Below are 25,297 nucleotides of genomic sequence, written 5' to 3'. Positions count from 1 at the left end.
AACGTCACCCCTCGTCCGGGCACCGCCTCCCGGCCCTCGCCGCGCCGCCGTGAATACTGGCCCGGTGAACGATTTCCGTGGCTGGCCCGCCGAGGCGCTGGAGTTCTACGAGCACCTGGAGGCCGACAACTCCAAGACGTTCTGGACGGCGCACCGCGCCCGGTACGAGGAGCAGGTGCGCGCCCCGATGGAGGCGCTGCTGGCCCGGCTGGAGCCCGAGTTCGGGCCGGGGAAGATCTTCCGGCCGAACCGGGACGTCCGGTTCTCGGCCGACAAGTCCCCGTACAAGACGCACATCGGCGCGGTGCTGGAGTCCGGCGGCTACGTGCAGCTGTCCGCCGAGGGGCTGGCCTGCGGGCTGGGCTACTACCACCTGGAGAGCGACCAGCTGGCGGCGTACCGCACCGCGGTCGCCGAGGAGCTGCCGGGCGCCGAGCTGGAGCGGGTGGTGGCGGCGGTGCGCGCCGCCGGGCCCGAGGTGGTCGGTCGGGACAGCCTGAAGACCGCGCCGCGCGGCTACCCGCGGGACCACCCGCGGATCGAGCTGCTGCGCCACAAGGGCCTGATCGCCTGGCAGGAGTGGGAGCCCGCGCCGTGGCTGGGCACCGCGAAGGCGTACGGCCGGGTCACCGGCTTCCTGCACGCGGCCGCGCCGCTGCACGAGTGGCTGGAGAACCACGTCGGCCCCAGCGGGCTTGCGCCGCGCTGAGGCCGAAGGGGGTTTCGCAGAGGGAGGTCAGCCGATGAACGGGTCGATCGCGATCTCCAGGAAGAGCAGCGTCAGGTACGTGATCGACCAGTGGAACAGCCGCATCTCCTTGAGCTTGGCGCCCACGATGCCGGCCTTGGCGCGCGACTGGAGCGCGTACGCCTCCTTCATCCACAGCACGCCGAGCACGGCGGCGGTGACCGGGTACAGCCAGCTGGTGTGCGCGACCGGCCACACCAGCATCGAGGTCGCCACCATCACCCAGGAGTAGACGACGACCTGCTTGGCGACGCCGATGTTGCCGCGGATCACCGGCAGCATCGGCACGCCGGCCCGGGTGTAGTCGTCGCGGACCTTCATCGACAGCACCCAGGTGTGCGGCGGCGTCCAGAAGAACACCACCAGGAACAACAGCAGCGCCGCCCAGGACAGCGAGTTGGTGACGGACGCCCAGCCGACGAACACCGGCATGCAGCCGGCGATGCCGCCCCAGACGACGTTCTGCGCGGTGCGGCGCTTCAGGCCCAGCGTGTAGACGAACACGTAGAACAGCAGGGCGGCCAGCGCGAGCGCCGAGGACAGCCAGTTCACCAGGACGCCGAGCCAGACGGTGGAGACCACGGCCAGCGTGATGCCGAAGACCACGGCCTCCCGGGGGGAGACCATGCCGGTGACGATCGGGCGCCGCTCGGTGCGGGACATCACCGCGTCGATGTCGCGGTCGATGTACATGTTGAGCGCGTTGGCGCCGCCCGCGGACAGGTAGCCTCCGACCACCACCGCGAGCACCCGCCACAGGTTGGGCACGCCGCCCTGGGCCAGGAACATCACCGGCACCGTCGAGATCAGCAGCAGCTCGATGATCCGGGGTTTGGTGAGGGCGACGAAGGCCCCGATGCGGGCCCCGAACGGCCGGCGTACGGTGCTCGTCCCTACCACCCCGGCGGGGCGGGATTCGACGGCGGTCACGGACACCTCAACAGTCGATGAACTTCCACAGGCGTCCCGGAGACCCGCAGGGTGCCCACCGTCCGCGCTGCGCGTACCACGCAACCATAGACGCTCCATATCTCCCGATCCGCCCCGGGGTCCCCCGGCGAGCCGTGCGCCCGCGCGTCTTGCGCCTCGGACGGGCAAACCGTCTCCTGACGGGTGAATGTAGGACAGAGGAGTTGACGTCCCGACAGGGGAATGCGACGCCGCCGATCCTGGTTGCCCGGCACGCAGGGTGAGGTGCCTCGCAAACGGTAGGCTCGCACAGAGAAGCGGGATCAACCCTCCGTGATCGGCGCCGGCCACAGCGGCGTGGCCGACCGGTCCCCTTCACGGGGTGACACTTCTACAGAAATCCGGAAGGAGCCCTGAGTCAGGGTGAGCACGACGCCGAACGTATTCGAGTGGAGCGAGCTGGACCAGCGGGCCGTGGACACGGCCCGGGTCCTGGCCATGGACGCCGTGCAGAAGGTGGGGAACGGGCACCCGGGCACCGCCATGTCGCTGGCCCCCGCCGCGTACCTCATCTTCCAGCGCTTCCTGCGCCACGACCCGACCGACCCGACCTGGGCCGGCCGCGACCGCTTCGTGCTCTCCCCGGGGCACACCTCCCTCACGCTGTACACCCAGCTCTTCCTGTCCGGTTACGGACTGTCGCTGGACGACCTGAAGGCCTTCCGGGTCGCGGGCAGCCGCACCCCCGGCCACCCCGAGCACGGCCACACCGCCGGCGTCGAGACCACCACCGGCCCGCTCGGCCAGGGTGTCGGCAACGCGGTGGGCATGGCGATGGCCGCCCGCTACGAGCGCGGCCTGTTCGACCCGGAGGCGCCGGCCGGCGCCTCGCCGTTCGACCACACGATCTGGGCGATCGTCTCCGACGGCGACCTCCAGGAGGGCATCTCCGCCGAGGCGTCCTCGCTGGCCGGCCACCAGAAGCTGGGCAACCTGGTCGCGCTGTACGACGACAACCACATCTCCATCGAGGGCGACACCGCCACCGCGTTCTCCGAGGACGTGCTGGCCCGCTACGAGGCGTACGGCTGGCACGTCCAGCGGGTCGTCCCGAAGGCGGACGGCGACATCGACGTCGTCGCGCTGGCCGCCGCGCTGGAGGCCGCCAAGGCGGAGACCGGCAAGCCGTCGATCATCGCGATGCGCACCATCATCGCCTGGCCCGCGCCGAACGCCCAGGACACCGCCAAGGCGCACGGCTCGGCCCTCGGCGACGCCGAGATCGCCGCCACCAAGAAGGTGCTGGGCTTCGACCCGCAGAAGACCTTCGAGGTGACCGACGAGGTCGTCGGGCACGCCCGCGAGGTCGTGCAGCGCGGCCAGGCCGCCCGCACCGCCTGGGAGGAGCAGCTGCGCGAGTGGCGCGCCGCCAACCCGCAGCGCGCCGCCGAGTACGACCGGATCCAGATCGGCGAGCTGCCCGACGGCTGGGAGAAGGCCCTGCCGGTCTTCCCGGCCGGCAAGGACGTCGCCACCCGCAAGGCCTCGGGCGACACGCTGAAGGCCGTCGGCAAGCTGGTCCCCGAGCTGTGGGGCGGCTCCGCGGACCTCGCCGAGTCCAACCTGACCACCATCGACGAGGAGTCCTCCTTCCTTCCGGAGGGCAACTCGCTCAAGAGCGCCTCGCCGTACGGCCGCACCGTCCACTACGGCATCCGCGAGCACGCCATGGGCTCCGTGATGAACGGCATCGCGCTGCACGGCCGCACCCGCATCTACGGCGGCACCTTCCTGGTGTTCTCCGACTACATGCGCCCCGCGGTCCGGCTCGCCGCGCTGATGAAGCTGCCGGTGGTCTACGTCTGGACGCACGACTCGATCGGCCTCGGCGAGGACGGCCCGACCCACCAGCCGGTCGAGCACCTGGCCGCGCTGCGCGCCATCCCCGGCCTCGCGGTGGTCCGCCCGGCGGACGCCAACGAGACCGCCGTGGTGTGGCGCACCGTGCTGGAGCGGCAGACCAGCCACCCCGGCCCGGTCGGCCTGGTGCTGACCCGGCAGGGCGTGCCGACCTTCGACCGCGAGGTGTTCGGCTCCGCCGAGGGCGCGGCCAGGGGCGGCTACGTGCTGGCCGAGGCCGAGGGCGGCGAGCCCAAGGTGATCCTGCTCGGCACCGGCTCCGAGGTGCAGCTGGCGATGCAGGCCCGCGAGGCGCTGCAGGCCGAGGGCACCCCCACCCGGGTGGTGTCGATGCCGTCCGTGGAGTGGTTCGCCGAGCAGGACCAGGCGTACCGCGACAGCGTGCTGCCGCCGAACGTCCGGGCCCGGGTCTCGGTCGAGGCGGGCATCGCCCAGGGCTGGCGCGAGCTGGTCGGCGACGCCGGTCGGATCATCAGCCTGGAGCACTTCGGCGCCTCCGCCGACTACAAGGTGCTCTACCAGGAGTTCGGCATCACCGCGGACGCCGTCGCCAACGCGGCCCGCGCCTCGCTGCGCACGGTCGAGGCCGTCTCCCGCTAGCGGTCACACCCGGCCCGGGGGACCGCACTCCCCCGGGCCGGGTCCCCGGACTCCACCGCAGACGTACGAAGAACAGAAGAAGAGGGACTGAAGCACCATGACCGACGCATTGAACCGCCTCAGCGAAGAAGGCGTGGCGATCTGGCTGGACGACCTCAGCCGGGAGCGCCTGAACTCCGGCAACCTGGCCGAGCTGGTGCAGGAGAAGCACGTCGTCGGCGTCACCACCAACCCGACCATCTTCCAGAAGGCGATCGCCGGCAACGGCGCCTACAACCGCCAGCTGGAGGACCTCGCGGTGCGCAAGGTCACCACCGACGAGGCCGTCCGCATGATCACCACCTCGGACGTCCGCGACGCCGCCGACGTGCTGCGCCCGGTGTACGACGCCTCCAACGGCCGCGACGGCCGGGTCTCCATCGAGGTCGACCCGCGCCTCGCCCACGAGACCGCCGCGACCGTCGCCGAGGCCAAGCAGCTGTGGTGGCTGGTCGACCGCCCGAACGTGCTGATCAAGATCCCCGCCACGCTGGCCGGCCTGCCCGCGATCAGCGCCGTCCTGGCCAAGGGCATCAGCGTCAACGTCACGCTGATCTTCTCGCTGGAGCGCTACAAGGCCGTCATCGACGCCCACCTGACCGGCCTGGAGCAGGCCAAGGCCGCCGGCCTGGACCTCTCGCAGATCGAGTCGGTCGCCTCGTTCTTCGTCTCCCGGGTGGACACCGAGATCGACAAGCGCCTGGACGCCCTCGGCGGCGAGGCCAAGGAGCTGCGCTCCAAGGCCGCCGTGGCCAACGCCCGCCTCGCCTACCAGGCGTACGAGGAGGTCTACGGCTCGGTCGACGGCGGCAAGCCCGCCTCGGCCCGCTGGGCGGCCCTGGAGGCGGCCGGCGCCAAGCCGCAGCGCCCGCTGTGGGCGTCCACCGGCGTCAAGGACCCGAACCTGCCGGACACCCTCTACGTGACCGAGCTGGTCGCCCCGGGCACCGTCAACACCATGCCCGAGGCCACCCTGGACGCCACCGACGACCACGGCGTCGTCACCGGCGACACCATCACCCCCAACTACGCGGACGCCAAGGCCGTGCTGGACGCGGTCGCCGCGGCCGGCGTGGACTACGACGACGTGGTCCGGGTGCTGGAGGAGGAGGGCGTGCAGAAGTTCGAGGTCTCCTGGAACGAGCTGCTCGACACCGTCACCGCCGCGCTCCGGTCGCACGGCGACAACTGACGCCTGCTCACGGAATCGACGCACGGAAAGCGGAGCACACCACAGTGAGCAACACCCAGCCGTACCCGGACGTGGAGGGAACGGAGCCGGCCGCGGGAGACACCCCGGTCCAGCCCGCCAACCCGCTGCGGGACCCCGCCGACCGCCGGCTCCCGAGGATCGCCGGGCCGTCCGGCCTGGTGATCTTCGGGGTCACCGGCGACCTGTCGCGCAAGAAGCTGATGCCGGCCATCTACGACCTCGCCAACCGCGGCCTGCTGCCGCCGGGCTTCTCGCTGATCGGCTTCGCCCGGCGCGAATGGGCCGACGAGGACTTCGCGCAGGTGGTGCACGACGCCGTCAAGGAGCACGCGCGCACCCCCTTCCGCGAGGAGGTCTGGCAGCAGCTCGCCAAGGGCATGCGGTTCGTCCAGGGCGACTTCGGCGACGACGACGCCTTCGACATGCTGCGCCGCACCATCGAGGAACTCGACCAGGCACAGGGCACCAGCGGCAACTTCGCGTTCTACCTGTCGGTGCCGCCGAAGTTCTTCCCCACCGTGGTCCAGCAGCTGAAGAAGCACGGCCTGACCGACCCGGCGCCGGGCTCCTGGCGCCGGGCGGTCATCGAGAAGCCGTTCGGCCACGACCTGGCCAGCGCCCAGGAGCTGAACCGGATCGTCCACGAGGTCTTCCCCCGTGACGAGGTCTTCCGGATCGACCACTACCTGGGCAAGGAGACCGTCCAGAACATCCTGGCGCTCCGCTTCGCCAACCAGATGTTCGAGCCGATCTGGAACCGGTCGTACGTCGACCACGTGCAGATCACCATGGCCGAGGACATCGGCATCGGCGGCCGGGCCGGCTACTACGACGGCATCGGCTCCGCCCGTGACGTCATCCAGAACCACCTGCTCCAGCTGATGGCGCTGACCGCCATCGAGGAGCCCGCGTCCTTCCACCCGAAGGCGCTGGTCGCCGAGAAGCTGAAGGTGCTCAGCGCCGTCAAGCTCCCCGCCGACCTGGGCAAGCACACCGTGCGCGGCCAGTACACCTCCGGCTGGCAGGGCGGCGAGGAGGTGGTCGGCTACCTGGACGAGGACGGCATCAACCCCGAGTCCAAGACCGACACCTACGCGGCCATCAAGCTGGAGATCAACAACCGGCGCTGGGCCGGCGTGCCGTTCTACCTGCGCACCGGCAAGCGGCTGGGCCGCCGGGTCACCGAGATCGCGGTGGTCTTCCAGCGTGCCCCGTACCTGCCGTTCGACTCCTACGCCACCGAGGAGCTCGGCCAGAACGCCCTGGTGATCCGCGTCCAGCCGGACGAGGGCGTCACCGTGCGCTTCGGCTCGAAGGTCCCCGGCACCGCGCTGGAGGTCCGCGACGTCACCATGGACTTCGCCTACGGCGAGTCGTTCACCGAGTCCAGCCCCGAGGCGTACGAGCGCCTCATCCTGGACGTCCTGCTCGGCGACGCCAACCTCTTCCCGCGGCACCAGGAGGTCGAGCTGTCCTGGCAGATCCTCGACCCGATCGAGCAGTACTGGGACACCAACGGCAAGCCCGCGCAGTATCCGGCCGGCACCTGGGGCCCGGTCGAGGCGGACGAGATGCTCGCACGAGACGGCAGGAGCTGGCGCCGCCCATGAAGATCGACCTGACGAACACCACGTCCAGCAAGATCAACGCTGCCCTGATGGACGCCCGCCGGGCCAGCGGTTCGACCGCCGCCGGCATGGTGCTGACCCTGGTCATCGTGACCGACGAGGGCAGCGCCTACGACGCCCTGAAGGCCGCCAACGACGCCTCCCGCGAGCACCCCTCGCGGACCCTGGCCGTCATCAAGCGGGCCGGCCGCTCGCCCCGCGCCCGGGCCGAGACCCGGCTGGACGCGGAGATCCTGGTCGGCAGCGACGCCGGCAGCGGCGAGACCGTCGTCCTGCGCATGCACGGCGAACTCGCCTCGCACGCCCAGTCCGTGGTGCTGCCGCTGCTGCTGCCGGACGCCCCCGTGGTGGTCTGGTGGCCGGACAACGCGCCGCTCAACCCCGCCCAGGACCCGCTCGGCGCGCTCGCCCAGCGCCGGATCACCGACGCGGTGACCGCCGAGTCCCCGGTCGGCCAGCTCGCCCAGCGGGCCTCCGGCTACACCCCCGGCGACACCGACCTGGCGTGGACCCGGATCACCGGCTGGCGCTCCATGCTGGCCGCCGCGCTCGACCAGCGCGACGTCGCGATCACCGCCGCGGTGGTCGAGGGCGAGTCGTACAACCCCAGCGTCGAACTGCTCGGCCTGTGGCTGCACAACCGCCTGCGGGTGCCGGTCGAACGGGTCGTCACCGGCGGCCCCGGCATCACCTCCGTCACGCTGCGCACCAAGGACGGCGACATCGTCCTGGACCGCCCCGACGGCCTGCTCGGCACCCTGTCGATGCCCGGCGCGCCCGACCGCATGGTCGCGCTCAAGCGCCGCGACACCGCCGAACTGATCGCCGAGGAACTGCGCCGCCTCGACCCCGACGACATCTACGCCACCGCCGTCCGCACCCCCGTGGACCGGCTGCGCGAGCGGATCGCCGGAGTCGAGCACGCGGGCCCCGGCGGCACCGTCGAGGGCCACGCCGCAGAACACGCGGCCGCGGAGCACGTGGTCGGCGAGCAGGAGACGCCCGCCGCTGCCAAGAAGGCCGCCGCCCGCAGGAAGAACGCCCAGTGAGCGCCGGGACGGTCCTGGTCCACCGCGACCCGGCCCTGCTCGCCGAAGCGGCCGCCGCCCGCCTGATCACCACCGTGGTCGACGCGCAGGCCGCACGCGGCAACGCCCACCTGGTGCTCACCGGCGGCCGCAACGGCAACGCCCTGCTCGCCGCGCTCGCCGCCCACCCGGCGCGCGACGCGGTGGACTGGGCGCAGGTCGACCTCTGGTGGGGCGACGAGCGGTACCTCCCGCACGACGACCCGGAGCGCAACGCCGTCCAGGCCGCCGCGTTCCTGGACGCCGTCCGACCGCTCGGCGCCCGCATCCACCAGATGCCCCCCGACGACGGCGCCTCCCCCGAGGACGCCGCCGCCCGCTACGCCGCGGACCTGGCCGCGGCCGGCGCGGTCTTCGACGTCCTGCTTCTGGGCGTCGGCCCGGACGCGCACGTCGCCTCGCTGTTCCCCGGCCACCCCGGGGTCCACGAGACCGGCAGCACCGTCATCGCCGTCCACGACTCGCCGAAGCCCCCGCCGACGCGGATCTCCCTGTCCCTCCCCACCCTCCGCACCGCCCGCCAGGTCTGGCTCCTCGCCGCCGGCCCCGACAAGGCCGACGCCGTCGCCCTGGCCCGCACCACCCAGGACGCGAACACCGCCCCGGCGGGCGCGGTGACGGGCACCGAGCAGACCCTCTGGCTCCTGGACGAGGCGGCAGCCGCCAAACTGTCCTGACGGCCCGTCAACCCGCTGCGCCCACCCACCCGGCACCCCACCGAGTGACGTGACCCAACACCCGCACCGCCCGGCCCGCCAGGGGCGCGGGAACTGCGCGAAGGGGAACGCAACAAGCCGAAAGCCGCCCACCCGGAGAACTCGAATCCCTGGGTGGGCGGCTTCAGCCGTTTCGGGTGTGCTCCCGCGAGGGGCCGCGCACCCAGCAGAAAGCCGCCCATCCAGGGAATCCAGTCCCCCGTGGGCGGCTTTCGCGTTGCCGTACGGCTCAGATCTCGCCGCGCAGCTTGGCCAGCGCCTCAGCGAGAATCGCCTCGCCGTCCGCGTCCGTCCGCCGCTCGCGCACGTACGCGAGGTGGGTCTTGTAGGGCTCGTTGCGGGCCGGGGCGGGCGGGTTGTGCTCGTCCTGGCCGGCGGGGAACCCGCAGCGGGGGCAGTCCCAGGTGTCCGGGATGGCCGCCTCCGCGGCGAAACTGGGGCGCGTCTCGTGCTTGTTCGCGCACCAGAAGGAGATCCGGTTGCGGGGGGCGGACTCGCCGCGCTCCGCCTCCCCCATCGGGCCGGCACCGACTCTGCTGCCTCGGATCGCGTTGCCACTTGCCACGGTCTGACTCCCCTGCGTGCTGGTGCCGTCCGGCCGCGGCTGGGCGGACGGTGGCGAAGTCGTCCTAGTGTAAGCGGCGGTTAAGGCTGCGCCACACCGCCCGCCGACTTCCTGTCAGATGCGAACGCCAGATGCGAACGTCAGCTGCCGCCCTTGAGCAGCAGGCCGAGCACGATGATGCAGGCGAACCAGGCCAGGCCGATCACGATGGTGATGCGGTCGAGGTTCCGCTCGGCCACCGCGGAACCGCCGCCGGTGGACATCGCGCCACCGCCGAACATGTCGGACAGACCGCCGCCCTTGCCCTTGTGCAGCAGCACCAGCATGATCATCAGCACGCTGAGGACGATCAGCGCAATCTCGAACCCGAGAACCACGACGGGACCAACTCTCTCGAATCTTCGGCGAAGGGGCCGGGCCCGCGTTACGCGGTCCGGCCCCAAAGCCTACGTTGCTGCGGCGGCGTTAGCCTACTGCCTGGTCACGGAAGCGCACGATCTTGACGAACTCCTCGGCGTCCAGCGAGGCGCCGCCGATCAGTCCGCCGTCGATGTCGGGCTTGGCCATCAGGCCGGCCGCCGACGAGGACTTCACCGAACCGCCGTACAGGACACGGACCTTGTCGGCCAGGTCGGTGCCGTACAGCTCGCCGAGCCGGGCCCGGATCGCGCCGCACACCTCCTGCGCGTCCTCGGGCGTCGCGACCTCGCCGGTGCCGATCGCCCAGACCGGCTCGTAGGCGACGACGATGCTCTCCGCGTCGCCGGCCGGGACGCCGTCCAGCGCGCCGTCCAGCTGCGCCAGGGTGTACGCGACGTGGGTGCCGGCCTTGCGGATCTCCAGCGGCTCGCCGATGCACAGGATCGGGGTGATCCCGTTGCGGTAGGCGGCCTTCACCTTGGCGTTGACGATCTCCTCGTTCTCGCCGTGGTACTGGCGGCGCTCGGAGTGGCCGATCACCGCGTAGGCGCAGTTCAGCTTCGCCAGCATCGCGCCGGACACCTCGCCGGTGTAGGCGCCGCCGTCGTGCTGGGAGATGTCCTGCGAGCCGTACTTGATCTTCAGCTTGTCGCCGTCGACCAGGGTCTGCACGGAGCGCAGGTCGGTGAACGGGACCAGCACCGCGACCTCGACGGCCGCGTAGTCCTTGTCGGCCAGCGAGAACGCCAGCTTCTGGGTGTGGCGGATGGCCTCGAAGTGGTCGAGGTTCATCTTCCAGTTGCCCGCCATCAGCGGGAGACGCTCAGTCATGTCTCTCTCAGTCCTCCAGGGCGGCGAGACCGGGAAGGGTCTTGCCCTCCAGGTACTCAAGGCTCGCGCCACCGCCGGTCGAGATGTGTCCGAACCTCGTCTCGTCGAACCCGAGGGTGCGCACCGCTGCCGCCGAGTCGCCGCCGCCGACCACCGTGAACGCGTCGGAGTCGAGCAGCGCCTGGGCGACCGCCCGGGTGCCGTCGGCGAACGCCGGGTGCTCGAACACGCCCATCGGGCCGTTCCAGAACACCGTCTTCGCGTCGGCGATCTTCTCCGCGAACAGCTGCGCGGTCTTCGGGCCGATGTCCAGGCCCAGTGCGCCGTCCGGGATGGCGTCCACGTCGACCACCGCGAAGTCCTCGACCGGGGCGCAGGTCTTGACGTCCGGGAAGCTGCCGGACACCGCGGTGTCCAGCGGGATCACGAACTCCACGCCCTGCTCGGCGCCGCGCTTCAGGTAGTCCTGGACGACCGGGATCTGGTCCTCCTGGAGCAGCGAGCCGCCGACGCCGTGGCCCTGGGCGGCGATGAAGGTGTACATCATGCCGCCGCCGATCAGGATCCGGTCGGCCTTGCCGAGCAGGTTCTCGATCACGCCGACCTTGTCGGAGACCTTGGAGCCGCCGAGCACCACCACGTACGGGCGGGCCACGTCCTCGGTGAGGCGCTTCAGCACGCCCACCTCGGTGGCGATCAGGTCGCCGACGGCGTGCGGCAGGCGGGCCGGCAGGTCGTAGACCGAGGCGTGCTTGCGGTGCACCGCACCGAAGCCGTCACCGACGTACAGGTCCGCCAGGGCGGCCAGCTGGTCGGCGAACGCGCCGCGCTCGGCGTCGTCCTTGGCGGTCTCGCCGGCGTTGAAGCGCAGGTTCTCCAGCAGCGTGACCTCGCCGTCGCCGAGAGCGGCGACGGTGGCCTTCGCGCTGTCCCCGACCGTGTCGGTGGCGAAGCTCACCGGGCGGCCCAGGATCTCGCCGAGGCGGACCGCCACCGGCGCGAGCGAGAACTTCGGGTCCGGCTCGCCCTTCGGGCGGCCCAGGTGCGAAGCGACGACCACCCGGGCGCCGCGCTCGACGAGCTTGGCGATGGTCGGCGCGACGGCGCGGATCCGGCCGTCGTCGGTGATGGTGTCACCGGACAGCGGCACGTTGAGGTCGGCGCGGACGAACACCCGCTTGCCGGAGACCTCCAGGTCTTCGATCGTCTTCACGGTCTTGCTCCTCGATGGATGGATCGGCAGGCGGCGACACGGGGCAGCGCGTCACCGGGAAGGGTAGGACGGACGAGGGTGGGCGCAGCGGCAGGGCCCGGTCGGCGGTGACAGCCGTCCGGGCCCTGCCCCTTACGTCACGTCAGCTACCGCTGGAAGTCAGAGCTGCTCGCCGATGATGGCGACCAGGTCGACGAGGCGGTTCGAGTAGCCGAACTCGTTGTCGTACCAGCCGAGCACCTTGACCTGGTTCCCCTGAACCATCGTCAGCTTCGAGTCGAAGATGCAGGAGTGCGGGTCGTTCACGATGTCCGAGGACACGATCGGGTCTTCGGTGTACGCCAGGATGCCCTTCAGCGAGCCTTCCTGGGCGGCCTTCTGGAACGCGGCGTTGACCTCGTCCTTGGTGACCTCGCGCTCCAGGGTGACCACCAGGTCGGTGATGGAGCCGGTCGGGACCGGGACGCGCAGCGAGGTGCCGTCCAGCTTGCCCTTCAGCTGCGGCAGCACCAGGGCGGTGGCCTTGGCGGCGCCGGTCGAGGTCGGAATGATGTTCTGCGAGGCGGCGCGGGCGCGACGCAGGTCCTTGTGCGGGAAGTCCAGGGTGACCTGGTCGTTGGTGAAGGCGTGCACGGTGGTCATCAGACCCTTGACGATGCCGAAGTTCTCGTCCAGCACCTTCGCCATCGGCGCCACGCAGTTGGTGGTGCAGGAGGCGTTCGAGATGATGTCGTGCGCAGCCGCGTCGTACTTGTCGTCGTTGACGCCCAGCACGATGGTGATGTCCTCGCCGGTGGCGGGCGCCGAGATGACGACCTTCTTCGCACCGGCCGTCAGGTGCTTCTTCGCACCCTCGGCCTTGGTGAAGATACCGGTGGACTCGACGACGATGTCGGCGCCCAGCGCGGCCCAGGGGAGGTTGGCGGGGTCCCGCTCGGCGGTGACCTTGAAGGTGTGGCCATCGACCGTGATGGTGTCCTCGGTGTGCGAGACCTCGCCGGGGAAGGTACCGAGAGTGGTGTCGTACTTGAGCAGGTGAGCCAGCGTCTTGGTGTCGGTCAGGTCGTTGACGCCGACGATTTCGATGTCGGCGCCCTGGGCCTTGACCGCACGGAAGAAGTTGCGGCCGATGCGGCCGAACCCGTTGATGCCTACCCGGATCGTCACGAACCGATCTCCTTACAGGTACGCCGGGCCGGAGCCCGACGGGGGTGAAATTTTGGGTTTTCCCCGACCACTGCTGACCCTACCTCCCCCAAGTGTCGCAAGGCACATCGCCTCACCGGTAGGGCGCAAGGGCCCAGATGGCCGAAAGGAGCGTGCGGGCTTGTCCGCGGCGGATGCCGCGTCATGCTCCGCACGCCCCTTCGGGGTTGCGTTCCGGGAGGCTGACGGCCTGTCAGTTCAGGGCCATCTCCTCCGTGAGGTTGGCCTCGGTGTTGGGCAGGCCGAGTTCGGCAGCACGCTTGTCGGCCATCGCCAGCAGGCGACGGATCCGGCCGGCGACCGCGTCCTTGGTCAGCGGCGGGTCGGCGAGCGCGCCGAGCTCCTCCAGCGAGGCCTGCTTGTGCTGCATGCGCAGCGCGCCGGCCGCCGCCAGGTGCTCGGGCACCTCCTCGCCGAGGATCTCCAGCGCGCGGGCGACCCGGGCGCCGGCCGCGACCGCGGCGCGGGCCGAGCGGCGCAGGTTGGCGTCGTCGAAGTTGGCCAGCCGGTTGGCGGTGGCCCGCACCTCGCGGCGCATCCGGCGCTCCTCCCAGGCCAGCACCGACTCGTGCGCGCCGAGGCGGGTGAGCAGCGCGCCGATCGCGTCGCCGTCGCGGATCACCACCCGGTCGACGCCGCGCACCTCGCGGGCCTTGGCCGGGATGCCGAGCCGGCGGGCCGCGCCGACCAGGGCCAGCGCCGCCTCCGAGCCCGGGCAGGTGATCTCCAGCGAGGAGGAGCGGCCCGGCTCGGTGAGCGAGCCGTGCGCCAGGAACGCACCGCGCCAGGCGGCCTCCGCGTCGCAGGTCGCACCGGACACCACCGCCGGGGGCAGGCCCCGGATCGGCCGTCCGCGTCCGTCCACCAGCCCGGTCTGCCGGGCCAGCAACTCGCCGTCCTTCACCACCCGCACCACGTACCGGCTGCCGCGACGCAGCCCGCCGGGGGCCATCACCACCAGATCCGAGGAGTGTCCGAAGATCTCCAGGAGGTCCTTGCGCAGCCGCCGTGCCGCAATGCCGGTGTCCAGCTCCGCCTCGATCACGATGCGGCCGCTCACAATGTGCAGTCCGCCCGCAAAACGCAGGATCGCCGAGACCTCCGCCTTGCGGCAGCAGGCACGGGTGACGGGAAGCCGGGAGATCTCGTCTTTCACCGCTGCCGTCATCGCCATGGGCCGATCCTTCCATGAGTCCGGAAAATCCGGTCGTACGCTGCGGCCAAGAGCTCCGGGTCGTGTCGCGGGGTGCCGTCGGCGCGGGCCACCCGGTCGAGCACCAGGGCGGCGCCCATCCGCTTCGCGGCCTGCTCCAGGCCTGTCAGGTCGGCGATCCCGAAAGCGCCTCCGCTGACGGCCCGCTCATCCACCAGGATCGCATCCACCGCGAGGTCCGGGGCGTGGTCGGCGATCACCTCCAGGTGGCGCTGCGGGGTGAAGCCCTCGGTCTCGCCGGGCTGAGGCGCCAGGTTGAGGGTCAGCAGCCGGCGGGCCCGGGTCTCGACCAGGGCCTTGGCCAGCTCCGGCACCAGCAGGTGCGGCAGCACGCTGGTGAACCAGGACCCGGGGCCGAGCACCACCCAGTCCGCCTCCAGCACCGCCTGCACCGCGTCCGGGACGGCCGGCGGCTCGTCCGGCAGCAGCCGGACCGACTGCACCGTGCCGGGCGTCACCGCCACCGCGGCCTGGCCGCGCACCGCCGTCACCTCGCCCGGTCGCAGCGGGTCGTGGCCGCGCACCTGCGCCTCGATGTCCAGCGGCACCGCGGACATCGGCAGCACCCGGCCCTGCACGTTCAGCAGCCGGCCCACCCAGTTCAGCGCCTCCACCGGGTCGCCGAGCTTCTCCCACAGCGCCACGATCAGCAGGTTGCCGACCGCGTGGCCGCCGAGCTCGCCGTTGCCGGTGAAGCGCTGCTGGATCACCTCGGACCAGGTCCGGCCCCAGTCGTCGTCCCCGCACAGCGCGGCCAGCGCCTTGCGCAGGTCGCCGGGCGGCAGCACGCCGAGCTCGGCGCGCAGCCGCCCGCTGGAGCCACCGTCGTCGGCGACGGTGACGACGGCGGTCAGCTCGGTGGTCAGCCGGCGCAGCGCGGACAGCGACGCGGACAGGCCCTGACCGCCGCCCAGGGCGGCGATCTTCGGCGCGCCGGGACGCTGCCCGGAGGCCCGCTCGGCAGGTCTGGTCCGGAGCTGCTGCCGCGCTGGCACGTATCCCGTCACGCCGACCCCATGTTCCTGTCTCGTGCACGGCCGGGGCGGCGGTACGGGTGGTTCCCGGCCGCTACTCCCGGCCCATGTCCCGGTGGACCAGCACCGTCTCGACCCCGTCCGCGATCAGACGTTTCGTCAGCTGCTCGGACATCGCGACACTGCGGTGTTTGCCTCCGGTGCAGCCTACGGCAAGCGTCATGTAGCGCTTCCCCTCGCGGCGGTAACCCTCGGTGATGATCCGCAGCAGCTCGGTGTAGCCGTCCAGGAAGGGCTGCGCCCCGGGCTGCTGGAACACGTACTCTGCCACGTCCGGATCGGTTCCGGTACGGGCCCGCAGCTCCGGAACCCAGTGCGGGTTCGGCAGGAAGCGGCAGTCCACCACCAGGTCGGCGTCGACCGGCAGGCCGTACTTGAAGCCGAACGACATGACGGTGGCGCGCAGCTCCGGCTCGTCCTGGCCGGCGAACTGGGCGTCCATCTTGGCGCGCAGCTGGTGCACGTTGAGGTTCGAGGTGTCGACCACCAGGTCGGCCTCGCCGCGCAGCTCGCGGAGCAGCTCGCGCTCGCGGGCGATGCCGTCGACGATCCGGCCGTCGGCCTGCAGCGGGTGCGGGCGGCGCACCGACTCGAAGCGGCGCACCAGGGCGTCGTCGGAGGAGTCCAGGAACACCACCCGCAGGCGGACGCCGCGCTTCTCCAGCTCCTCCAGCGAGGTCAGCAGGTCGTCGAAGAACGTGCGGCCGCGCACGTCGACCACCACGCCGATCCGCGGCACCGCGCCCTGCGAGCGGGCCCCCAGGTCGACCATGGTGGGAATCAGCGCTGGCGGCAGGTTGTCGACCACGAACCAGCCGAGGTCCTCCAGGCACTTGGCCGCGGTGGACCGGCCCGCCCCGGACATGCCGGAGATGATCACCAGCTCGGGGGTGCTCTCTCCCCCGTTGGACACAGTCACGTCTCTTCCCCGCTTCTCGGTACTGCTGTGGCGCTACTGTCTTCGATGATCTCGCCGGTCGCGGTGTTCACTGCGAATGCGGCAGGTGTACGGGAGGCCAAGGCTGCGGCAACAGTCTCGGCCGTCCGGCGCCCGATCCCCGGGACCTCGCACAACTCGTCGACGGTGGCCGCGCGGAGCTTCTTCAGCGAACCGAAGTGCTTCAGCAGGGCCCGGCGGCGAGTCTCGCCGAGGCCGGGGACGGAGTCCAGTTCCCCCGCCGTGAGCCGCTTGGCCCGCTTCGAGCGCTGGTAGGTGATGGCGAACCGGTGCGCCTCGTCGCGCACCCGCTGCAGCAGGTACAGGCCCTCGCTGGAGCGCGGCAGCACCACCGGGTCGTCCTCCCCCGGCAGCCACACCTCCTCCAGCCGCTTCGCCAGGCCGCACACCGCGATGTCGTCCATGCCCAGCTCGTCCAGCGCCCGCTTCGCGGCCGCGACCTGCGGCTGGCCGCCGTCGACCACCAGCAGCTGCGGCGGGTACGCGAAGCGCTTCGGGCGGCCGGTCTCGTCGATCAGCGGCTCGCCCTCCTCCGGGACGGCCCACTCGCCGGTCTGCTCGCGCTCCTGGAGGTAGCGGCGGAACCGGCGGGTGATCACCTCGTGCATCGAGCGGACGTCGTCCTGGCCCTCGAAGCCCTTGATCTGGAACCGGCGGTACTCGCTCTTGCGGACCAGGCCGTCCTCGAACACCACCATGGACGCCACCACGTCCTCACCCTGCAGGTGCGAGATGTCGAAGCACTCGATCCGCAGCGGCGCCGAGTCCAGCTCCAGCGCCTCGGCGATCTCCTGGAGCGCCCGGCTGCGGGTCGTCAGGTCCGAGGCGCGCTTGGTCTTGTGCAGCGCCAGCGCCTGCTGGGCGTTCCGCTGCACCGTCTCCATCAGGTCCTTCTTGTCGCCGCGCTGCGGCACCCGCAGATCGACCTGGGCGCCGCGCAGGCCCGACAGCCACTCGTGCACGGCCTCCTCCGGCATCGCCGGCACCAGCACCTCGCGCGGCACCTGCTCGGTGCCCGCGCCGTACAGCTGCTGCAGCGCGTGCTCGACCAGGCCCGCCGTGTCCACGTCCTCGACCTTGTCGGTCACCCAGCCGCGCTGACCGCGCACCCGGCCGCCGCGGACGTGGAAGATCTGCACGGCCGCTTCGAGCTCGTCCTCGGCGACCGCCAGCAGGTCCGCGTCGGTGCCGTCACCCAGCACCACCGCGTTCTTCTCCATCGCGCGCCGCAGCGCCCCCAGGTCGTCGCGCAGCCGGGCCGCCTTCTCGTACTCCATCTCGGCGGCCGCGTCCTGCATCTGCAGCTCCAGGCGGCGCAGGTAGTTGCCCGTCCGGCCGGCCATGAAGTCGCAGAACTCCTCGGCGAGTTCACGGTGCTCGGCGGCGGTCACCCGGCCCACGCACGGCGCGGCGCACTTGCCGATGTAGCCCAACAGGCAGGGCCGGCCGACCTGTTGGGCCCGCTTGAACACGCCGTTCGAGCACGTCCGCACCGGGAACACCCGCAGCATCAGGTCGACCGTCTCGCGAATCGCCCACGCGTGCCCGTACGGGCCGAAGTAGCGCACGCCCTTCTTGTGCGCCCCGCGCATCACCTGGACCCGCGGGAACTCCTCGTTCAGCGTGACCGCCAGCTCCGGGTAGCTCTTGTCGTCCCGGTACTTGACGTTGAACCGCGGGTCGAACTCCTTGATCCAGGAGTACTCCAGCTGCAGCGCCTCGACCTCGGTGGACACCACCGTCCACTCCACCGACGCCGCGGTGGTCACCATCGTCGCGGTACGCGGATGCAGGTTGGCGACGTCCTGGAAGTACGAGGACAGCCGCTGCCGCAGGTTCTTCGCCTTGCCGACGTAGATGACCCGCCCGTGCGTGTCACGGAACTTGTACACCCCGGGCGAGAGCGGGATCGCCCCCGGAGCCGGACGGTAGGTGGACGGGTCAGCCATGCTCCTACCGTACCGACTGGCGCCGACACCTCGTGGCGATCACCGACAGGCGGACGCTACTTGGTGACCTCCAGGTTCCCGTTCTGCAGCGCGACCTTGTACTCCGGCAGCGGCTTCGGGGCCGGGCCGTCCAGCACCGCGCCGTCGGTGATCGCGAAACGGCTGCCGTGGCACAGGCACTGGATCTGTTCCTTGGCCACGCCGTTGACCAGGCAGCCGGCGTGCGTGCACTTCGCGCTGAAGGCCTTGTACTCGCCCGCGGTCGGCTGCGTCACGACGACGGCCTGGTCGCGGTACACCTTGCCGCCGCCGACCGGGATGCCCGCGGCCGAGCCGAGATCGATCGGGCCGGCGGACTTGGTCTCCTCCTTGCCGCCGCTGGACGAGCAGCCGGCCGCCGTGGCACCCGCCAGTGCGACGGCCGCGCAGCAGAGGACGGTACGACGGGACGCGACGGGCTCGGACATCGGGAACTCCTCGGTGCGGGGAAGGGCGCCAGCAACGTAGCACGCACAACAAGGTCCGCCCGGGGAGCCTCATGCTCTCCCCGGGCGGACCTCGTCGACGCTCGCCGCCCGCCTTCGCGGGGGCTACTTCTTCTTGCGCTTCACCGGCGTCGCGTCCGAGACGCCCGGGAGAATGTCCCTCAGGAACTTGCCGGTGTGGCTGGCCGTGGAGGCGGCGACCTCTTCCGGCGTGCCCTCGATGACGACGCCGCCGCCGCCGGAACCGCCCTCGGGGCCCATGTCGACCAGCCAGTCGGCGGTCTTGATGACGTCGAGGTTGTGTTCGATGACGATGACGGTGTTGCCCTTGTCGACCAGGCCTTCGAGGACCTTGATCAGCTTGCTGATGTCCTCGAAGTGCAGGCCGGTGGTGGGCTCGTCGAGGACATAGACCGTGCGGCCGGTGGAGCGCTTCTGGAGTTCGGCGGAGAGCTTGACGCGCTGGGCCTCGCCGCCGGAGAGGGTGGTGGCGGGCTGGCCGAGGCGGACGTAGCCGAGGCCGACCTCCTTGAGGGTGCGCAGGTGGCGGGCGATCGCGGGGACGGCCTCGAAGAAGTCGAGGGCCTCCTCGATCGGCATGTCGAGCACCTCGGAGATGGACTTGCCCTTGTAGTGGACCTCCAGCGTCTCCCGGTTGTAGCGGGCGCCGTGGCAGACCTCGCAGGGGACGTAGACGTCCGGCAGGAAGTTCATCTCGATCTTGATGGTGCCGTCGCCGGAGCAGTTCTCGCAGCGGCCGCCCTTGACGTTGAACGAGAACCGGCCGGGCAGGTAGCCGCGGACCTTGGCCTCCTGGGTCTCCGCGAACAGCCGCCGCACGTGGTCGAAGACGCCGGTGTAGGTGGCCGGGTTGGAGCGCGGGGTGCGGCCGATCGGCGACTGGTCGACGTGCACGACCTTGTCGACCAGGTCGGTGCCGGTGATCCGGGTGTGCCGGCCGGGGACGCTGCGGGCGCCGTTCAGCTCACGGGCCAGGTGGGTGTAGAGGATGTCGTTGACCAGCGTCGACTTGCCGGAGCCGGAGACGCCGGTGACGGCGGTGAAGGTGCCGAGCGGGAAGGCGACCGTGACGTCCTTGAGGTTGTGCTCGCGGGCGCCGTGCACCACGATCTGCCGCTTCTTGTCGCGCGGGCGACGGGCGGCCGGGATCGGGATGGCGCGCTTGCCGGCCAGGTACTGGCCGGTCAGCGACTCGTCGTTCGTCAGCAGTTCCTTGAGCGAGCCGGAGTGGACGACCTTGCCGCCGTGCTCGCCGGCGCCGGGGCCGATGTCGACGATCCAGTCGGCGGTCTTGATGGTGTCCTCGTCGTGCTCGACGACGATCAGGGTGTTGCCGATGTCCCGCAGTCGGACCAGGGTCTCGATCAGGCGGTGGTTGTCGCGCTGGTGCAGGCCGATGGACGGCTCGTCCAGCACGTAGAGCACGCCGACCAGGCCGGAGCCGATCTGGGTGGCGAGCCGGATGCGCTGGGCCTCGCCGCCGGAGAGGGTGCCGGCGGCGCGGTTCAGCGAGAGGTAGTCGAGGCCGACGTCGACCAGGAAGCGCAGCCGCTCCAGGACCTCCTTGAGGACCCGCTCGGCGATCTTCTTGTCGCGGGCGTCGAGGCGGAGCGCACCGAGGAAGTCCGCGCAGTCGTTGATCGACATGGCGGAGACCTCGGCGATGGACTTCTCCATCACGGTGACCGCGAGGACCACCGGCTTGAGCCGGGTGCCCTTGCAGGTCGGGCAGGGCACCTCGCGCATGTAGCCCTCGAAGCGCTCGCGGCTGGAGTCGCTCTCCGACTCGGAGTGCCGCCGCGTCACGAACGGGACGGCGCCCTCGAACGCGGTGGTGTAGGAGCGCTCGCGGCCGTACCGGTTGCGGTAGCGCACCTCGACCTGGGTCTTGTGGCCGTACAGCAGGGCCTTGCGGGCGCGGACCGGGAGCCCCGCCCACGGGATGTCGGTGCGGAAGCCGAGTTCGCCGGCCAGCGCGTTGACCAGCCGCTGGAAGTACTCCTTGGTGGCGCCCTGCGACCACGGGTGGATGGCGCCCTCGTCGAGCGACTTCTCCGGGTCGGGGACGAGCAGCTCCGGGTCGACCTCCATCCGGTTGCCCAGGCCCGAGCAGTCGGGGCAGGCGCCGAACGGGGAGTTGAAGGAGAACGACCGCGGCTCCAACTCCTCGAAGGAGACGTCGTCGTAGGGGCAGTAGAGGTGCTCCGAGAACATCTTCTCGCGCTCGGGGTCGTCCTCCGGGAGGTCGACGAAGTCGAGCACCACCATGCCGCCGGCCAGCTTGAGGGCCGTCTCCACCGAGTCGGTGAGGCGGCGCTTGGCGCTGGACTTCACGGTGAGGCGGTCGATGACCACCTCGATGGTGTGCTTCTCCTGCTTCTTGAGCGTGGGCGGCTCGGTCAGCTGGACGGTCTGGCCGTCGACCCGGGCCCGGGCGTAGCCCTTGGACTGAAGGTCGGCGAAGAGGTCGACGAACTCGCCCTTGCGCTCCCGGACCACCGGGCTGAGCACCTGGAACCGGGTGCCCTCCTCCAGCGACAGCACCTTGTCGACGATGGCCTGCGGCGACTGCCGGGCGATCGGGCGGCCGCAGTGCGGACAGTGCGGCTTGCCGATCCGGGCGAACAGCAGGCGGAGGTAGTCGTACACCTCCGTGATGGTGCCGACGGTGGACCGCGGGTTGCGGCTGGTGGACTTCTGGTCGATCGAGACGGCCGGGGAGAGTCCCTCGATGAAGTCGACGTCGGGCTTGTCCATCTGCCCGAGGAACTGCCGGGCGTACGACGACAGCGACTCGACGTAGCGCCGCTGGCCCTCGGCGAAGATCGTGTCGAAGGCGAGCGAGGACTTGCCGGACCCGGAGAGGCCCGTGAAGACGATGAGGGAGTCCCGGGGCAGGTCGAGCGAGACGTTCTTGAGGTTGTGCTCGCGAGCACCGCGGACGACGAGGCGGTCTGCCACTGCTACTGGCGCCTTTCTCCGGGTCGAAATGTGAGGTGTGCTTCTTCCAGGATGCGCCCGCCAGCGTACTAGCTCATCTGTTCGAATACCGAACCTGTCCAGCGGGGTCCACCCAATTGAGTGAACGGCACCCGCGGCCGACGGTAGCGTCAACGACTGACAACCGTTCCGGGCAACGGCCCGGGCCGGTCGAGAACCGCCCGGAACCGCGCCACCGACCCGTCGAAAGGCACCACCCGATGAGCGACGCGACCACCGCAGCCGAGCAGTTGCGGGCCACTGTCGAGAGCACCGACGTCCTGCTGCACACTCTGTCCGAGCTGAAGCCCGACGACGTGTTCGAACCGTCCGGGCTGCCCGGCTGGACCCGCGGCCACGTGCTGGCGCACATCGCCCGCAACGCCGACTCGCTGGTCAACCTGCTGACCGGCGCCCGCACCGGCCGGGACATCCCGCAGTACGCGAGCCCGGCCGCCCGGGACGCCGACATCGAGGCCGGCTCCGGCCGGCCGCTGGAGGTGCAGCTGGCCGACGTCCGGGACAGCCAGCAGCGCTTCGTGGACGCCGCCCGGCTGCTCGCCCCCGAGCACTGGCAGGCCACCCTCACCCACCGCTCCGGCTACACCTTCCCGGCCTGGCAGCTGCCCGGGAAGCGGCTGGCCGAGCTGGAGTACCACCACGTCGACCTGAACGCCGGCTACACCCCGGCGCACTGGTCGGAGCCGTTCGCGATCGCCGAGTTCCGGCGCCTGGGCGCCCACTTCGGCGCCCTCGACGGCCTGCCGACGGTCCGGCTGATCGCCGAGGACGCCGGACTGGAGGCCCGGCTCGGCGGCGCGGGCGAGCCGGAGCTGACCGTCGAGGGCCCGGTCCGGGCGCTCACCGGCTGGCTGTCCGGGCGTTCGGACGGCGACGGCCTGCAGGTGCACCGCGGCCACGAGGGCCTGGTCGACGCGCGCACCGCCCTGCCCGAGCTGCCCCCGATGGGATGATGGTGCCGGTTGACGGGACACCCCCAGCGGCAGCGAGGAGCGACGTGATGACGTACCACGGAACGGTCAAGGTCGGCGGTGCGCCGGACGTCCGGGAGCTGGCCCACCTGATCATCACCAAGGTGGCGGTCGGACCGTACGACAACAACGCCTACCTGCTGCGGTGCCGGGCCACCGACGAGCAGCTGCTGATCGACGCGGCCGCCGAGGCGCCGGTGCTGCTGGAGACCGTGGGCAGCCGGCTGGCCATGGTGGTCACCACCCACCGGCACCACGACCACTGGGGCGCGCTGGCCGAGGTGGTCGCCGCCACCGGGGCGCGCACCGCGGCCGGGCGGATCGACGCGGAGGGCATCGACGTGCCCACCGACGTCCCGCTGGAGGACGGCTCGGTGCTCCGGGTCGGGCAGATCGAGCTGACCGTCCGCCACCTGGTCGGCCACACCCCCGGCGCGATCGTGCTGGTCTACGACGACCCGCAGGGCCACCCCCACCTGTTCACCGGCGACTGCCTGTTCCCGGGCGGGGTGGGCAACACCTGGGGCGACCCGGCCGCCTTCGACTCGCTGTTCCGGGACGTCAACGGGAAGATCTTCGACGTCCTCCCGGACGAGACCTGGGTCTATCCGGGCCACGGCAACGACACCACGCTGGGCGCCGAGCGCCCGCACCTGCCGGAGTGGCGCGAACGCGGCTGGTGAGCCGCACGCACGAGGGCCCCCGCCGGAGCGGGGGCCCTCGTGCGTGCCGTCAGGCCTCGATCTTCTCCGGCTTGTGGGAGTCGTCCTGCTTGCGCGCGGCGATCAGGCTGGTGACGGTGGTGACCGCCAGGGTCAGCAGGATGAAGCCCAGCGACACCGGGATGCTGATCTCCGGGACGTGCACCCCGGCCTCGTGCAGCGCGTGCAGCACCAGCTTCACGCCGATGAAGCCGAGGATCACCGACAGGCCGTAGGAGAGGTGGACCAGCTTCTTCAGCAGCCCGCCGATCAGGAAGTACAGCTGCCGCAGACCCATCAGCGCGAAGGCGTTGGCGGTGAAGACGATGTACGGGTCCTGGGTGAGACCGAAGATGGCGGGGATCGAGTCCAGCGCGAACAACACGTCGGTGGTGCCGATCGCGATCATCACGATCAGCATCGGGGTCATCAGCCGGCGGCCGTTCTCCCGGACGAACAGCTTGGTGCCGTGGTACTGGTCGGTGGACGGGACGCGCTGCTGGATCGACTTGAGCAGCCGGTTCTCCTCGAAGTCCTCCTCGCCCTCCTCCTCGGCGCGGGCCTCCTTGAGCAGCTTCCAGGCGGTCCAGATCAGGAACCCGCCGAAGATGAAGAACACCCAGGAGAAGCTGGAGACCAGCGCCGCGCCGCCGGCGATGAAGACCGCCCGGAGCACCAGGGCGATGATCACACCGAACATCAGCACGCGCTGCTGGTAGATCTTCGGCACCGCGAACTTGCCCATGATCAGGATGAACACGAACAGGTTGTCGACGCTGAGCGACTTCTCGGTGATGTAACCGGCGAAGAACTCCCCGGCCGGCTGCCCGCCGCCGTACCACCACAGGAATCCACCGAACAGCGCCGCCAGCACGACCCAGACCGCGGTCCAGATCCCGGCCTCCTTGATGGAGACCTCGTGCGGCTTGCGACCGCCGATGAAGAAATCGGCCAGGATCAACAGGGCCAGCACCGCGATGGTGCCGACCCACAGGCCTGCGGAAACGTCCATGACTGCTCCTCCGGCAGCTAGGCGAACATCGTCACTGCCGGAGGTCTCTTCCGCCGCACGGCACGCCCATCGGTCGGCGCCGCACGGCCAGCGCCCCGGGATGCCGCGACGGGCAGCCGTGATGACGGGGTCACTGAACGGGGAATACTCCCCTCCGCTCCCGTCGAGAGTAACAGGAACACCAAGGGAAGGTAAAGAAGGTAAAGGGATGCCCTCGGGTCGGGCCGGTCGGGCCTACAGGAAGGGCTCGACGAACGGCAGCATGTCCCGGAAGGTGCGGCCGGTGGCGGGCGCGCCGATCGCGGTCATCTTCCAGCCCGTGCCCTCCCGCTCCACCTTGGCCATGATCTGCCCGGTGTGGGTGCCGCCGCCGGCGAGGTCGTAGCGGGCCAGCTCCTGGCCGGTGGTCTCGTCGACCAGCCGGCAGTGCGCGTTCTGCACCTCCAGGAAGTTCTGGCCGCTGTACGAGCTGACGGTGAACACGATCTGGGTGACCCGGCGCGGCACCTTGGTCAGGTCGACCAGGATGCTCTCGTCGTCCTCGCCCGCGCCGACGCCGCCGACCAGGTTGTCGCCGGTGTGCTGCACCGACCCGTCGTTGCTGACCAGGTGCGAGAAGAACACCACGTCGCTCATCGCCTTGCCGTCGTACAGCAGGGCGGACGCGTCCAGGTCGATCTCCTTCGGGCGGCGGCTGAAGAAGCCGCGCTTGCCCGGAGCGGACTTCCAGCCGAGACCCATCCGGACCACGCTCAGCGTTCCGCCGCTGGACTTCGCCAGGCTGACGCTCTGACCCTTCGCCAGGCTCACCGACACGCCGACCACCCCATTCCTCCGGGTTGCCCCCGGTCTCGCAC

The 25,297-nt window shown here is 70.9% G+C and carries 22 protein-coding genes; 8 read left to right on the top strand and 14 right to left on the bottom strand.

Features of this window, described 5'->3' with window-relative positions; translation table 11 throughout:
* The first annotated feature begins 64 nt into the window (after window positions 1–64).
* Window positions 65–709, top strand: coding sequence for a DUF2461 domain-containing protein (locus IEZ12_RS15140; protein WP_189272506.1), 645 nt, complete (start codon window positions 65–67; stop codon window positions 707–709).
* A gap of 27 nt (window positions 710–736) precedes the next feature.
* Here IEZ12_RS15140 and IEZ12_RS15135 read toward each other — a convergent pair whose 3' ends face one another.
* A complete protein-coding gene (locus IEZ12_RS15135; protein ID WP_100589752.1) occupies window positions 737–1,678 on the bottom strand; it encodes a heme o synthase in 942 nt (313 codons plus the stop codon).
* Between the two features lie 402 nt (window positions 1,679–2,080).
* On the opposite strand from IEZ12_RS15135, the gene tkt reads away from it, so the two are divergent.
* From tkt to pgl, 5 genes are all read left to right on the top strand, one after another.
* Complete coding sequence (gene tkt / locus IEZ12_RS15130; protein ID WP_189272505.1) at window positions 2,081–4,177, top strand: transketolase; 2,097 nt, start codon at window positions 2,081–2,083, stop codon at window positions 4,175–4,177.
* Between the two features lie 97 nt (window positions 4,178–4,274).
* Complete coding sequence (gene tal, locus IEZ12_RS15125; RefSeq protein ID WP_189272504.1) at window positions 4,275–5,408, top strand: transaldolase; 1,134 nt, start codon at window positions 4,275–4,277, stop codon at window positions 5,406–5,408.
* A gap of 71 nt (window positions 5,409–5,479) precedes the next feature.
* Complete coding sequence (gene zwf / locus IEZ12_RS15120; protein WP_189272630.1) at window positions 5,480–7,039, top strand: glucose-6-phosphate dehydrogenase; 1,560 nt, start codon at window positions 5,480–5,482, stop codon at window positions 7,037–7,039.
* Window positions 7,036–8,106, top strand: a complete 1,071-nt coding sequence (opcA, locus tag IEZ12_RS15115; protein ID WP_189272503.1) for a glucose-6-phosphate dehydrogenase assembly protein OpcA — start codon at window positions 7,036–7,038, stop codon at window positions 8,104–8,106. The genes zwf and opcA overlap by 4 nt, the downstream gene beginning before the upstream one ends.
* On the top strand, window positions 8,103–8,822 hold the full coding sequence (pgl, locus tag IEZ12_RS15110; RefSeq protein ID WP_189272502.1) for a 6-phosphogluconolactonase: 720 nt from the start codon (window positions 8,103–8,105) through the stop codon (window positions 8,820–8,822). The genes opcA and pgl overlap by 4 nt, the downstream gene beginning before the upstream one ends.
* A gap of 268 nt (window positions 8,823–9,090) precedes the next feature.
* On the opposite strand, the gene IEZ12_RS15105 is transcribed toward pgl, so the two are convergent.
* The 11 genes from IEZ12_RS15105 to uvrA form a co-directional block, all read right to left on the bottom strand.
* Complete coding sequence (locus IEZ12_RS15105) at window positions 9,091–9,426, bottom strand: RNA polymerase-binding protein RbpA (protein WP_073814874.1); 336 nt, start codon at window positions 9,424–9,426, stop codon at window positions 9,091–9,093.
* A 140-nt stretch (window positions 9,427–9,566) separates the two neighbouring features.
* On the bottom strand, window positions 9,567–9,803 hold the full coding sequence (gene secG, locus IEZ12_RS15100; RefSeq protein WP_043910008.1) for a preprotein translocase subunit SecG: 237 nt from the start codon (window positions 9,801–9,803) through the stop codon (window positions 9,567–9,569).
* A gap of 88 nt (window positions 9,804–9,891) precedes the next feature.
* Complete coding sequence (gene tpiA, locus IEZ12_RS15095) at window positions 9,892–10,677, bottom strand: triose-phosphate isomerase (protein WP_189272501.1); 786 nt, start codon at window positions 10,675–10,677, stop codon at window positions 9,892–9,894.
* A gap of 7 nt (window positions 10,678–10,684) precedes the next feature.
* On the bottom strand, window positions 10,685–11,890 hold the full coding sequence (locus IEZ12_RS15090) for a phosphoglycerate kinase (protein WP_189272500.1): 1,206 nt from the start codon (window positions 11,888–11,890) through the stop codon (window positions 10,685–10,687).
* A gap of 159 nt (window positions 11,891–12,049) precedes the next feature.
* Window positions 12,050–13,057, bottom strand: a complete 1,008-nt coding sequence (gene gap / locus IEZ12_RS15085; protein ID WP_189272499.1) for a type I glyceraldehyde-3-phosphate dehydrogenase — start codon at window positions 13,055–13,057, stop codon at window positions 12,050–12,052.
* A gap of 232 nt (window positions 13,058–13,289) precedes the next feature.
* Entirely contained in the window at window positions 13,290–14,270 is a 981-nt protein-coding gene (gene whiA, locus IEZ12_RS15080) for a DNA-binding protein WhiA (protein WP_043910002.1), read from the bottom strand.
* The gene (locus IEZ12_RS15075) at window positions 14,261–15,316 is read right to left on the bottom strand and encodes a gluconeogenesis factor YvcK family protein (RefSeq protein ID WP_152644947.1); all 1,056 of its coding nucleotides are present in this window, start codon (window positions 15,314–15,316) and stop codon (window positions 14,261–14,263) included. The genes whiA and IEZ12_RS15075 overlap by 10 nt, the downstream gene beginning before the upstream one ends.
* A gap of 61 nt (window positions 15,317–15,377) precedes the next feature.
* Complete coding sequence (gene rapZ, locus IEZ12_RS15070) at window positions 15,378–16,262, bottom strand: RNase adapter RapZ (protein ID WP_369880792.1); 885 nt, start codon at window positions 16,260–16,262, stop codon at window positions 15,378–15,380.
* Complete coding sequence (gene uvrC, locus IEZ12_RS15065; protein ID WP_189272498.1) at window positions 16,259–18,250, bottom strand: excinuclease ABC subunit UvrC; 1,992 nt, start codon at window positions 18,248–18,250, stop codon at window positions 16,259–16,261. Before uvrC ends, rapZ begins: the two co-directional genes overlap by 4 nt.
* Before the next feature lie 56 nt (window positions 18,251–18,306).
* Window positions 18,307–18,717 carry a Rieske (2Fe-2S) protein gene (locus tag IEZ12_RS15060; protein ID WP_189272497.1) on the bottom strand — a complete coding sequence of 137 codons (411 nt, stop codon included), beginning with the start codon at window positions 18,715–18,717 and terminating at the stop codon, window positions 18,307–18,309.
* 123 nt (window positions 18,718–18,840) lie between these two features.
* Complete coding sequence (uvrA, locus tag IEZ12_RS15055; protein ID WP_189272496.1) at window positions 18,841–21,717, bottom strand: excinuclease ABC subunit UvrA; 2,877 nt, start codon at window positions 21,715–21,717, stop codon at window positions 18,841–18,843.
* A gap of 239 nt (window positions 21,718–21,956) precedes the next feature.
* Here uvrA and IEZ12_RS15050 point away from each other — a divergent pair, with 239 nt between their 5' ends.
* Both IEZ12_RS15050 and IEZ12_RS15045 read left to right on the top strand, forming a co-directional pair.
* Entirely contained in the window at window positions 21,957–22,709 is a 753-nt protein-coding gene (locus IEZ12_RS15050; protein ID WP_189272495.1) for a maleylpyruvate isomerase family mycothiol-dependent enzyme, read from the top strand.
* A 47-nt stretch (window positions 22,710–22,756) separates the two neighbouring features.
* Window positions 22,757–23,410 carry an MBL fold metallo-hydrolase gene (locus IEZ12_RS15045; RefSeq protein WP_189272494.1) on the top strand — a complete coding sequence of 218 codons (654 nt, stop codon included), beginning with the start codon at window positions 22,757–22,759 and terminating at the stop codon, window positions 23,408–23,410.
* Window positions 23,411–23,459: 49 nt separating this feature from the next.
* Here IEZ12_RS15045 and IEZ12_RS15040 read toward each other — a convergent pair whose 3' ends face one another.
* Both IEZ12_RS15040 and IEZ12_RS15035 read right to left on the bottom strand, forming a co-directional pair.
* Entirely contained in the window at window positions 23,460–24,440 is a 981-nt protein-coding gene (locus IEZ12_RS15040) for a TerC family protein (RefSeq protein WP_189272493.1), read from the bottom strand.
* Window positions 24,441–24,674: 234 nt separating this feature from the next.
* Window positions 24,675–25,256: a TerD family protein gene (locus IEZ12_RS15035; RefSeq protein WP_043912290.1), complete on the bottom strand. Its 582-nt coding sequence runs from the start codon at window positions 25,254–25,256 to the stop codon at window positions 24,675–24,677.
* Window positions 25,257–25,297: the final 41 nt, after the last annotated feature.

This window comes from Kitasatospora griseola (assembly GCF_014648555.1).
Taxonomy (GTDB): Bacteria; Actinomycetota; Actinomycetes; order Streptomycetales; family Streptomycetaceae; genus Kitasatospora; species Kitasatospora griseola.
This window is presented reverse-complemented; position numbering and strand designations above follow the sequence as displayed.